The 10,958-nt window shown below is 68.9% G+C and carries 11 protein-coding genes; 4 read left to right on the forward strand and 7 right to left on the reverse strand.

Features of this window, described 5'->3' with window-relative positions; genetic code table 11:
- The first annotated feature begins 87 nt into the window (after positions 1 to 87).
- Positions 88 to 1,032, forward strand: coding sequence for a GerMN domain-containing protein (locus RBS12_RS02115; protein ID WP_307964386.1), 945 nt, complete (start codon positions 88 to 90; stop codon positions 1,030 to 1,032).
- A 37-nt stretch (positions 1,033 to 1,069) separates the two neighbouring features.
- Here the strand turns inward: RBS12_RS02115 and RBS12_RS02120 are convergent, their stop codons facing one another.
- Genes RBS12_RS02120 through hrcA form a run of 3 tightly spaced genes read right to left on the reverse strand, consistent with a single transcriptional unit; the run spans position 1,070 to position 4,011 of the window.
- Positions 1,070 to 1,858 carry a 16S rRNA (uracil(1498)-N(3))-methyltransferase gene (locus tag RBS12_RS02120; RefSeq protein WP_307964387.1) on the reverse strand — a complete coding sequence of 263 codons (789 nt, stop codon included), beginning with the start codon at positions 1,856 to 1,858 and terminating at the stop codon, positions 1,070 to 1,072.
- Position 1,859: 1 nt separating this feature from the next.
- On the reverse strand, positions 1,860 to 2,984 hold the full coding sequence (gene dnaJ, locus RBS12_RS02125; protein ID WP_307964388.1) for a molecular chaperone DnaJ: 1,125 nt from the start codon (positions 2,982 to 2,984) through the stop codon (positions 1,860 to 1,862).
- Between the two features lie 13 nt (positions 2,985 to 2,997).
- Positions 2,998 to 4,011 carry a heat-inducible transcriptional repressor HrcA gene (hrcA, locus tag RBS12_RS02130; RefSeq protein ID WP_307964389.1) on the reverse strand — a complete coding sequence of 338 codons (1,014 nt, stop codon included), beginning with the start codon at positions 4,009 to 4,011 and terminating at the stop codon, positions 2,998 to 3,000.
- Between the two features lie 216 nt (positions 4,012 to 4,227).
- Here hrcA and RBS12_RS02135 point away from each other — a divergent pair, with 216 nt between their 5' ends.
- Positions 4,228 to 5,070: a DUF3097 domain-containing protein gene (locus RBS12_RS02135; RefSeq protein WP_307964518.1), complete on the forward strand. Its 843-nt coding sequence runs from the start codon at positions 4,228 to 4,230 to the stop codon at positions 5,068 to 5,070.
- Positions 5,071 to 5,136: 66 nt separating this feature from the next.
- Positions 5,137 to 5,541, forward strand: a complete 405-nt coding sequence (locus RBS12_RS02140; protein ID WP_307964390.1) for a DUF4870 domain-containing protein — start codon at positions 5,137 to 5,139, stop codon at positions 5,539 to 5,541.
- A gap of 16 nt (positions 5,542 to 5,557) precedes the next feature.
- Here the strand turns inward: RBS12_RS02140 and hemW are convergent, their stop codons facing one another.
- Together hemW and lepA are read right to left on the reverse strand one after the other, a co-directional pair.
- Positions 5,558 to 6,808: a radical SAM family heme chaperone HemW gene (hemW, locus tag RBS12_RS02145; protein WP_307964391.1), complete on the reverse strand. Its 1,251-nt coding sequence runs from the start codon at positions 6,806 to 6,808 to the stop codon at positions 5,558 to 5,560.
- 43 nt (positions 6,809 to 6,851) lie between these two features.
- Entirely contained in the window at positions 6,852 to 8,705 is a 1,854-nt protein-coding gene (lepA, locus tag RBS12_RS02150) for a translation elongation factor 4 (RefSeq protein WP_307964392.1), read from the reverse strand.
- 285 nt (positions 8,706 to 8,990) lie between these two features.
- Between lepA and rpsT the strand changes: the two genes are divergently transcribed.
- Positions 8,991 to 9,251 carry a 30S ribosomal protein S20 gene (gene rpsT / locus RBS12_RS02155; protein ID WP_307964393.1) on the forward strand — a complete coding sequence of 87 codons (261 nt, stop codon included), beginning with the start codon at positions 8,991 to 8,993 and terminating at the stop codon, positions 9,249 to 9,251.
- A 67-nt stretch (positions 9,252 to 9,318) separates the two neighbouring features.
- On the opposite strand, the gene RBS12_RS02160 is transcribed toward rpsT, so the two are convergent.
- The gene (locus tag RBS12_RS02160) at positions 9,319 to 9,573 is read right to left on the reverse strand and encodes a hypothetical protein (protein WP_307964394.1); all 255 of its coding nucleotides are present in this window, start codon (positions 9,571 to 9,573) and stop codon (positions 9,319 to 9,321) included.
- Positions 9,524 to 10,903, reverse strand: coding sequence for a sodium:proton antiporter (locus tag RBS12_RS02165; protein WP_307964395.1), 1,380 nt, complete (start codon positions 10,901 to 10,903; stop codon positions 9,524 to 9,526). The genes RBS12_RS02160 and RBS12_RS02165 overlap by 50 nt, the downstream gene beginning before the upstream one ends.
- Between the last annotated feature and the right edge of the window lie 55 nt (positions 10,904 to 10,958).

Here is a 10,958-nt window from a genome sequence, read left to right on the forward strand (position 1 = left end):
GGGGTGGCGCCGGCGGGGGGTCCGCGTGCAGCCCTGCCTTGTGGGTGCCTTGGAGGCGCCCGTGCGACCAGCCCGGAGGAGAGTGCCATGTCGACGCGACGCGTTGGCCCGCTGTGGCGCAGCGGTGCTGCGTTCGTGGGCTGTGCCGTGGCAGTCGCCGTCGCTCTCGCCGGATGCACGGCGAACGGGCAGCCCGAGCCGACCGTCGCCGCGGGCGCGTCGGCGGCGGTCAGCACGAACGGGCCATCCGCAACCGTTCCGCTCGAGACGTCCCAGACCTCGACCAAGGCCCCGGTCTACTGGCTCGGCCGGGCGCGCGACGGCGTCTACCTGTACCGCGAGTTCCGCGATACGTCCGGCACCGACAACCCCGTCACGAAGGCGCTTCGGCTCATGATGTCGGCCAAGCCCCTCGACACCAACCTCTTCACACCCTGGCAGCCCCCCAAGAAGCTTGCCGCCTCCATCTCCGGCCGCAACGTCATCACGGTCGACGTCTCGTCCGATGCGTTCAACAGCACGGTGGACGAGCAGACGGCCCAGCTCGCGGTCCAGCAGCTCGTCTACACGGCGACCGCGGCGGCGGCCAGCGCGGGTGTCATCGACACGGGGCAGCCGGTCCAGGTCATGCTCCTCGTCGACGGCCGGACCGACCAGCTCGCGTTCAACCGCGTCCAGCTCGGTCGGCTCATGCAGCGCGATCCGGCGATGGTCGCCTCCATGTGGATCATTGACCCGCAGGGGGGGACGGAATCGCCGCATGGCCAGATCGCGGTGTTCGGCAGGGTGACCATGCCGGGAGCCGAGGTCTTCTGGCAGATCGCGCGCGCGGACGTCAAGGGCGACAAGTCTTCGCCGTACGTGAGCGGGCACGTCTCGTCGAGCCGCACGGACGCGACGCAGGGGCAGTTCCGGTTCAACGTGAATCTGCCGGCCGGCAAATACGTGCTGCGCCTCTTTCCGAACGATCCGGGCGCGGGCGATCCGACGGTCCTTGCGTGGGATTCGAAGGAATTCACCATCACCCCGTGACGATCCGGGGACAGGTTCCGTGAGCACCGCGCGGCGGTCAGGACCGCCCGGACCAGCGTCCGAGGCGATCCGCGGCGATGGCGAGCGCGGCGGGACCCGCCGTCGACGAGCGGAGCACATGGGGCCCGAGCAGCGCGAGTTGGGCCCCCGCGTCCGTGAACCGCGTGAGCTCGGCGGGCGAGATGCCGCCTTCGGGGCCGACGACGAAGAGCACCTCGCCGTCCTTCGGCGCCGCGCCATTCTTCGCCTCCTTGGCGAACATTTCGAGGACGGGGCCGAGCGGCGCCGTGGCGTCTTCGTGCAGGACGACGGCGAGTGCGGCCCGGCTGATGCGCGCGGTGAGGGCCGCGCCGTCGTGCGCTTCGTCGACGTCGGGCACCCACGCCCGCCGGGACTGCTTGGCGGCCGCCGCGACGACTGACCGCCATTTGGCGAGGGATTTCGCGGCCCTCTCCCCCTTCCAGCGGACGATCGAGCGCTCGGCCTGCCAGGGGACCACCGCGTCGACGCCGAGCTCGGTTGCCGCCTCCGCGGCGAGCTCGTCCCGGTCGCCCTTCGCGAGCGCCTGGACCAGCACAAGCCGATAGGGGGCGCGCTCCTCGCGTTCGACCGCGTCGAGCACGACGGCGAGGGCGTCCCCCTCCGCGTGCGAGACCCGCCCGCGGCCGCGGACGCCGCGGCCGTCGACGAGGTCGACTGGCTCGCCCGCGGCGAGCCGCTTGACCGTCGCCGCGTGCCGGCCCTCGGAGCCCGTCACGGTCGCGGTTGCGCCCGCGCCGAGACCGTCGAGCGATCCCGGCGGGACGAAGAAGACGGGGTTCGACACGTCAGAGGTTCCCGAACTTGTCGCGGAGCTTGGCGAACACGCCCCCGCCCGTCGCGACAAGCTTGCCCTCGCCGACGTGCTCGCCCCGCAGCTTGGCGAGCTGGCGGAGCAGCTCTTCCTGCTCGGCGTCGAGCTTGGTGGGCACCTCGACGTTGATGTGGACGAGCAGATCGCCGCGCCCCGAGCCGCGCAGCCGCGCGACGCCAAGGTGGGGAAGCGTCACGACGTCGCCCGATTGGGTACCCGGGCGGAGGGTGATCGGCTGCTCGCCGTCGAACGTCTCGAGCGTGAGCTCGGTGCCGAGCGCGGCCGCCGTCATGGGGACGCTCAGGGTTGCGTGGATCTGATCGCCGTCGCGCGTGAACGTCGTGTGGGACGCGACGCGAATCTCGACGTACAGGTCGCCCATCGGCCCGCCAGCGGTGCCTGCCTCGCCCTGGCCGGCGAGCTGGATCCGGGTGCCCGTCGAAACGCCCGCAGGAATCTTGACCGTGAGGGAGCGGCGGCTGCGCACACGGCCCTCGCCGCCGCACTCATTGCACGGGCTCGGGATCTCGGTGCCGAAGCCGTTGCACGTGGGGCACGTCGCCGTCGTCATGACCTGGCCGAGGATCGACCGGACGGCCCGCTGAATGTGCCCGCTGCCGCCGCACACGCTGCAGCGCACCGGTTCGGTGCCCGGCTCGCAGCACGATCCCTCGCAACGCGTGCAGAGGACGGCCGTGTCCACCTCGATCTTCTTGTTGACGCCGAAGACCGCGTCCTTGAGCTCGATGCGGACCGCGATGAGCGCGTCCTGGCCGCGGCGCACGCGCGACGCCGGGCCCGCCTGGCCGCCGCCCCCACCGAAGAACGTCTCAAAGATGTCCTGGAAGGCGAAGCCGGAGCCGCTGTACGAGAAGCCGTTGTCGGTGCCGTTCTCGTTGCCCGTCGTGTCGTAGATGCGGCGCTTCTCCGGGTCGGACAGGACCTCGTAGGCGTGCGTGACCGACTTGAATTGGTCGGCCGCCTCCTCGCCCGGGTTCACATCGGGGTGAAGCTTCCGCGCCAGTTTCCGGTAGGCCTTCTTGATCTCCTCGCCGCTCGCATTCGGGGACACGCCGAGGGTTTCGTAGTGGCTGCTCACTGTCTTCTTTCTCTTAGCTACCGGCGAGGATCTTCGAGAGGTACCGCGCGACGGCGCGCACGGCCGCCATCGTCGCAGGGTAGTCCATGCGGGTCGGGCCGACGATGCCGATCTTCGCGTCATCGCGGCCATAGCCCGTCGCGATGATCGACGTCTCCGCGAGTGAGTCAGCAGCCGTCTCATGGCCGATCGCGACCGCGACTCCGCGAGCGTCGCTTGCCATCTCGGACAGAAGGCGAAGCAGGACCACCTGCTCCTCGAGCGCCTCGAGGACCGGCGAGATGCTGAGGAGGAAGTCGCTGTTCGATCGTGCGAGATACGCCGTTCCCGCCATCACCATGCGATCCTCGCGGCTCGAGGCGGCGAGGGTGCCGAGGCCGGTCGCAAGCTCGGCAGCCACCGCGCGGTCCTCGGGAAGGAGCGAGTCCATGACCGCGGCCAGATTCGCGCCGAGCTGCGAGACCGGCTTGCCGGCGGACGACGAGAGGAAGCTCTGGCGCAGGAGCGCGAGTCGATCGTGGTCAAGGTCCTCGCCCACCGTCACGACGCGCTGCTCCACGGTTCCGCTGTCCGCGATGAGCACGAGCAGGACCTGCCGCGGCGCGAGCGCGACCGCCTCGATATGGCGCACCCGGGCGCGCCCGAGCTGGGGGTATTGGACGACGGCGACCTGATTCGTGAGGTGGGACAGAAGCCTCACGGTGCGCTCAAGCACGTCGTCGAGGTCGTCCGCGCCGTCGAGGAGCGACTGGAGCGCGTGCCGCTCCGCCGCCGAGAGCGGCCGAACGCTCGTGAGCTGGTCGACGAAGACCCGGTAGCCCTTGTCCGTCGGGACGCGTCCGGCACTCGTGTGCGGGGCCACGATGAGGCCGTCATCCTCGAGCGCGGCCATGTCGTTGCGGATCGTGGCGCTCGAGACTCCCAGCCGATGGCGTTCCACAAGGGCCTTCGACCCGACCGGCTCGCGATAGTGCACATAGTCCTCGACGATGGCGCGAAGGACCTCGAGCTTGCGGGGCTCGTTCATTCCACCTCCTGACGGCGGCACCGACGGCGCGTGCGGGCCGTCCACTGGGCGATCTGTTAGCACTCTCTCTGGCCAAGTGCTAGATCCATTATGCTCCCCCAGCCGGGCGCTCGCCGTGCACAGGGACACGCCGGCCGGCCAGCGGAACCGGCGAGCCCCGACACGCATAGCATGGACCGGTTCACACGCGCGCAGGCAAGGGAGGAACGGGCCTTGATGTCCTATGACCAGTGGGGGCCGTCCGAGCTCGCCGCCCCGAAGAAGAGCACGCTCCCGGACGTCCCGATCGAGCTGGGAATGGTGCTCGAGGACTCCCAGAGCGGCTGGGTCGGCGCCGTGACGCGCGTCGAGAAGTCAGGCGGCATGCACGTGTTCTCGCTCGAGGACCGCCGCGGGAAGACGCGCACTTTCGAGCTCGGCTACGGCTTCCTGGTCGAAGGCCGGCCGGTTCGTCTCACGCCGCCGGCCGTCCGCGCGTCGAACGCCGGCCCGAAGCGGACGGCGTCCGGCTCGTTCGCCGTCGAGGGCGCACGGGCCCGCGTCGCGCGGGCAAGCCGCATCTGGGTCGAAGGGAAGCACGACGCCGAGCTCGTCGAGAAGGTGTGGGGCGACGACTTGCGCCTCGAAGGGATCGTCGTCGAGCCCCTGCATGGGGTCGACGACCTCGCGGCTGCGGTCGCCGAGTTCGCGCCAGGTCCCCAGAGGCGGCTCGGGATCCTCGTCGACCACCTCGTCGAGGGGTCGAAGGAGAGCCGCATTGCGCAGCGCGCGCTCGGAGTCCCCGGCGCAGCAGGCAACGTCCTCATCGTGGGGCACCCCTACGTCGACGTGTGGCAGGCGATCCGACCACAGACCCTCGGAATCCCGGCCTGGCCGGCCGTTCCGCGGGGCACCGACTGGAAGACCGGGATCCTCCGCGCCTTCGGGTGGCCGCACGAGACAGCCGAGGACATCGGCCTCGGCTGGCAGAAGCTGCTCGGCACCGTGCGGACCTACGCCGACCTCGAACCGGCGCTCTTGGGACGGGTCGAGGAGGTCATCGACTTCCTCACGGCGTGAAGGCCCGCAGCGGACTTGGGTATTCTGGATTGAGCCCCGAGTCTTCGAATTGTGCAAGGAAGTGCTGTGTCCCAGAACTGGCAGGATGACCCAGAGCATCACTCCGGACGCCTCGGGAACGTCGGCGGGACGGAGCCGTTCACCGCGAGCGAAGACCGCCAATGGGCCACGATCGCGCACTTCGGCGGCATCCTCGGCTGCCTCCCATCCCTTCTCGTCTACCTCGCCTTCAAGGATCGCGGAGCGTTCACGGCGCAGGAGTCCAGAGAGGCGCTCAACTTCACGCTTCCGCCGACTCTTGCGGCCGTCGCCCTCAATCTGCTCGCGTTCATTCCGATCGTAGGCAGCGTCTTTGCGGTGCTCGCGACCCTCGTGTGGCTGGCCCTCGCCGTCATGTCCGTGAGCGCGGGCATCGAGGTCAATCGCGGGCAGCCGTTCCGCTACCGCTACAACCTGCGCTGGATCAAATAACCCCAGCGCCCGGGGGTCACGGCATGAGTCGGCGCACGACGGCGTCCGCGAGGAGCCTTCCCCTGAGGGTGAGCTCGAGCCGACCGCGCAGAGCCTGAGGCCCGTCAACGAGCGCGTCCGCGATGAGTCCGGCCACCTCGCGCCTGGTCTCGGGGGCGAGCGCGTCGATCGACAGTCCCGAGGCGAGCCGCAGCTCGAGGATGATGCGCTCCTCAAGCCGGGTCGCGGCGTCGAGCGTCTCCCGCCCTGCCGCCGGCGAATCGCCGGTGGCGAGCCGAGCCGCGTACGCGCGCGGGTGCTTGACGTTCCACCAGCGCACGCCGCCCACGTGCGAGTGCGCTCCGGGGCCGATCCCCCACCAGTCGTCGCCACGCCAGTAGGCAAGGTTGTGGCGGCACTCGAAGCCCGTGCCGGCTGTGCCGTCATCGGCCGCCCCGCGCGCCCAGTTGCTCACCTCGTACCAGTGGAAGCCCGCGTTCGCGAGCACGGCGTCGGCGAGCTCGTACTTGGCGGCGTGGTCGTCGTCGTCCACGTCCGGGACCTGGCCGCGGCGGATCTGGGCGGCGAGCTTCGTGCCCTCCTCGACGATGAGCGCGTACGCGCTCACATGGTCCGGCTCGCACTCGAGAGCTGCGTCGAGCGAGCTCCGCCAATCGTCCATGCTCTCGCCGGGCGTGCCGTAGATGAGGTCGAGGCTCACGTCGAGGCCCGCGTCCCGGGCCCAGCGGACCGCCTCGGGGACTCGGCTTGGCGTGTGGGTCCGGTCGAGAACCTTGAGGACATGCGGAACGGCCGACTGCATGCCGAACGAGACGCGCGTGAAGCCCGCCTCGCGGAGGGCCGCGAGAGACTCTGGCGCGACGGAGTCGGGATTGGCCTCCGTGGTCACCTCGGCGCCCGGCTCGAGTCCCCACTCGCCCACGGCCGCGCGGAGGATCGCCGCGAGGTCGCCGGCCGGGAGCAGCGTGGGCGTCCCGCCGCCGAAGAACACGGTCGACAGACGACGGCGGGGCACCCCCGAGGCGTCGAGCGCGCGTGCCGCGAAGCGCACCTCGTTGACGGCCGTCTGCGCGTATTCGGCCTGGGACGCTCCCCCGCCGAGCTCGGCTGCCGTGTACGTGTTGAAGTCGCAATAGCCGCAGCGGACCGCGCAGAACGGGATATGGGCGTAGAGCGAGAAGCCCCGCCCGTCGGCGCCGACGGCAGCCTGCGGCGGCAGGACGCCGTCGGCCGGCGCGGGGTCGCCGAGCGGTAGTGCGCCCGGCACCTATTTCACCGCCGTCCAGGCGGGTGCCGAAAAGGCCGTCATCTTACTTCTTCGCCTTGTCCTTCGACTCGTCCGTCGTGAGGGCTGCGATGAAGGCTTCCTGGGGGACCTCGACGCGGCCCACCATCTTCATGCGCTTCTTGCCCTCCTTCTGCTTCTCGAGCAGCTTGCGCTTGCGGGTGATGTCGCCGCCGTAGCACTTCGCGAGGACGTCCTTGCGGATCGCCCGGATATTCTCGCGCGCGATGATCCGCGAGCCGATCGCGGCCTGAATCGGCACCTCGAACTGCTGGCGCGGGATGAGCTCGCGCAGCTTCGACGTCATCATGACGCCGTAGGAGTAGGCCTTGTCGCGGTGCGTGATGGCGCTGAACGCATCGACGGTCTCGCCTTGCAGCAGGATGTCCACCTTGACGAGGTCCGCGGCCTGTTCGCCGTCCGCCTTCCAGTCGAGGGAGGCGTAGCCGCGCGTCTTCGACTTGAGCTGGTCGAAGAAGTCGAACACGATCTCGGCGAGCGGCATCCAGTAGCGCAGCTCGACGCGGTCCTCGGACAAGTAGTCCATGCCCTTCATCTGGCCGCGGCGGCCCTGGCACAGTTCCATGATGGCGCCCACGAATTCGTTGGGCGCGAGGATCGTCGCGGAGACCATGGGCTCGCGGACTTCCTTGACCTTGCCGGTCGGGAACTCGCTCGGGTTCGTGACGGTCACGACTGACTTGTCCTCGAGCGTGACCTCGTAGATGACGTTGGGAGCGGTCGAGATGAGATCGAGGTTGAACTCGCGCTCGAGGCGCTCGCGCACGATCTCGAGATGGAGGAGGCCGAGGAAGCCGACTCGGAAGCCGAAGCCGAGAGCCGCCGACGTCTCGGGCTCGTAGACGAGCGCGGCGTCGTTGAGCTTGAGCCTGTCGAGCGCGTCGCGCAGATCCGGATAGTCGGAGCCGTCGAGCGGGTAGAGCCCCGAGAAGACCATGGGCTTCGGGTCCTGGTAGCCGCCGAGGGATTCCGCCGCCGGGTGCGAGAGGTTCGTGATCGTGTCGCCGACCTTGGACTGCCGCACGTCCTTCACGCCCGTGATGAGGTAGCCCACCTCGCCGACGCCGAGGCCCTTGCTGGGGATCGGCTCGGGCGAGATGACGCCGATCTCGAGCAGCTCATGGCTGGCCTTCGTCGACATCATCTGGATGCGCTCGCGCGGCGACAGAGAGCCGTCGACCACCCGGACATACGTCACGACGCCGCGGTACGTGTCGTAGACGGAGTCGAAGATCATGGCGCGCGCGGGCGCGTTGGCGTTGCCGACGGGGGCCGGGATATCGCGCACGATGCGGTCGAGGAGGCCCTCGACGCCCACGCCCGTCTTGCCCGAGACCCGCATGACGTCCTCGGGGTCGCCGCCGATGAGGTTCGCGAGCTCTTCGGCGTACTTTTCGGGCTGAGCCGCCGGAAGGTCGATCTTGTTGAGGACCGGGATGATGTGGAGGTCGTTCTCCATCGCGAGGTAGAGGTTCGCGAGCGTCTGGGCTTCGATGCCCTGGGCCGCATCGACGAGCAGGACGGCCCCTTCGCACGCCGCGAGAGAGCGCGAGACCTCGTAGGTGAAGTCGACGTGGCCCGGCGTGTCGATCATGTTGAGGGCGTAGGCGACGCCGTCGAGTTCCCACGGCATGCGGACCGCCTGAGACTTGATGGTGATGCCGCGCTCGCGCTCGATGTCCATGCGGTCGAGGTACTGGGCCTTCATGTCGCGGGCCTGGACGACTCCCGTGAACTGCAGCATACGGTCGGCGAGAGTCGACTTTCCGTGGTCGATGTGCGCGATGATGCAGAAGTTGCGGATGATCGACGGATCGGTCGCGGCGGGCACCGGAGCGGTGCGGGCCAGTGGAGACACCCTGTACGTCCTCTACTGTGCGGCTATGCTGTTGCTGCCTGGATGGCGATTGCTGACTTCCCAGTCTCCCACGGATCCCGTCTATGCGCAGAGCCACCGACCCGCCACGCGGAGAGGCACGGCGCCTCATAGGCAGCCGACAATCTGCTAATATGTTCTGCTGTGTGTCCGTGCAGGTCGACGGGCACTGAAGGCCGGTCGCCATAGGCATCCCCACGCCGCTCAGTCGAGGCCGGTCCGAAAGCCCTCTAGACCCTGTCAGCGAAAACAAGAAAGTTCACACACGTGGCGAACATCAAGTCCCAGAAGAAGCGCATTCTCACCAACGAGAAGGCGCGTCAGCGCAACATGGCCGTCAAGTCGGAGCTCAAGACGCTCATTCGCGCGGTCAACACGGCAGTCGAGGCTTCGGACAAGGACCGTGCGGCTGCTGCGCTCGAGCGCGCCAGCAAGAAGCTGGACAAGGCTGTGAGCAAGGGCGTCATCCACAAGAACCAGGCGGCGAACCGCAAGTCGGGCATCGCCAAGAAGGTCAACGCGCTCTGACCCACACGTCAGACTCTCAGCAGGGGCCGGCATCCGTCTCGGATGCCGGCCCCTGCTGTCTCGCGGGTCAGCCGTGTTCCGGCACGATCATCGTCTGCAGGTCGAGCTTGCGCAGGACGTGGTCGGCCACTTCGGGGTCCATCCCCGGTTCCCTCCGAGCCGCCAGGACCTCCCGACGGGCCGCATCCAGCGCGACAGTCTGTAGGGCGATCGCGAACTCACGGGTCTTGGCGTACCGCCGCTTCGTCTCCTCGGAGGGCTCGCTGCCCCCGTCAGGCGAGTGGGCCCCGAGCTGAAGCCCTTCGAAGCGCTTCGATAGCATGCGCCTCTGCTCGTGCGTGAGCCGATCTCCCAGCCCGCTTTCGGACACTGCCGCAAGGGCCGCGCGCCGCGCGCGATGCACGAGGAGGCGCATGGTTTCCTTCTCCGCCGAACCATCGTCTTGAGCCTTGAGGGCCTTCATGAGGGCGGGCAAGGTCAGGCCGGGGAGGACGAGCGTCACGACGAGGACGGCGCACGCCGTCACGAGGATCTGATCGCGCGGGGAAGGCTGAACCGTCGACCAGCGTCACCGGAAGTGCGAGCGCGAGCGCGAGGGTCGCGAGCCCGCGCATGCCGCTGTAGGTGAGGATGACCACGGCTTTCGCCCGGGAGAGGAGATCCGACCGATACGCGTTGCGCCGCGCCGTCAGATAGAGCCACATCCAGAGGAAGCGCACAACGACGGCCACCGCGCACACCGCCCCAGCGGCGGGCAGCATGCTCAGGACGGCAGGTCCTTGTTCGTGGATGACCTGACGGATGTCCAGGCCGACCAGACCGAACGCCAGCCCCGTCGCCAGCATTTCCACGACGTCCCAGAACGCAGCCTGGGTCACGCGCTCGGCGGCGTCCTCAGGCCGCGCATGGCGCTTCGTCTCCAAGGCCACGACGACGACGGCGATGACCCCCGAGGCGTGCACCTCTTCGGCCAGGATGTAGGCGGCGAACGGCACGACGAGGCTTACCGCGGTCCTCGCGATTCCCGCTGAGACAAGCCAGGTCACGAGCTTGGCGGCGTAGCCCATGAGGACACCGATGCCCACCGCCAGCGCGATGCCGAGAAAGAACCGCGGAATGAGCGAGAGATCCACATTCTTCCCGGCCAGAGTGGCCGCCGCCGCGGCCTGGAACACCACGATGGCCGCAGCGTCATTGAACAGTCCCTCGCTCTGGAGGACGGTCAGGATTTGCCGCGGCATGTGGACCTTCCCGGCCACGGATTCCACCGCGACGGGATCCGGGGGCGCAACCATCGCTCCGAGGGCGATCGCGGCAGGCAGCCCGATGCCCGGGATGAGCAGCCAGGCCGTCCCGGCCACCGCGGCAGTCGTGGCCAGGACCAGCCCGACAGCGAGCCACACGAGAGTCCGCCACCGGATCTGGAAGACCTGCCACGAGCTCCGCTGGGCAGTCGCGAACAGGAGCGGAGGCAGGAAGATCGGAAGGATCAGCTCGGGCTCGACGGCGAAGTCTGGGAAACCCGGGATGAAAGTCAGGGCCATGGCCATGAGCAGCATGAGCACGGGGTAGGGCAGCTTGAGCCGATCCCCGAGGCCGACGGCCAGGACGGTCGCGAAGAGCAGTCCCATGATGAGTGCGAGCTGTTCCATGGCGGCATTCTCCCAGCCGCGGCCCGTGACGGGGCGACGACGCTCGCGACGCGCT

It is taken from the genome of Sinomonas sp. ASV322, from assembly GCF_030908245.1.
Lineage (GTDB): Bacteria > Actinomycetota > Actinomycetes > Actinomycetales > Micrococcaceae > Sinomonas.

Coding starts and splice junctions, on each gene's coding strand:
- RBS12_RS02160 (WP_307964394.1), bottom strand. CDS start 9,573: ATGCTATCGAAGCGCTTCGAAGGGCTTCAGCTCGGGGCCCACTCGCCT.
- hrcA (WP_307964389.1), bottom strand. CDS start 4,011: ATGAACGAGCCCCGCAAGCTCGAGGTCCTTCGCGCCATCGTCGAGGAC.
- RBS12_RS02115 (WP_307964386.1), top strand. CDS start 88: ATGTCGACGCGACGCGTTGGCCCGCTGTGGCGCAGCGGTGCTGCGTTC.
- RBS12_RS02165 (WP_307964395.1), bottom strand. CDS start 10,903: ATGGAACAGCTCGCACTCATCATGGGACTGCTCTTCGCGACCGTCCTG.
- RBS12_RS02135 (WP_307964518.1), top strand. CDS start 4,228: ATGTCCTATGACCAGTGGGGGCCGTCCGAGCTCGCCGCCCCGAAGAAG.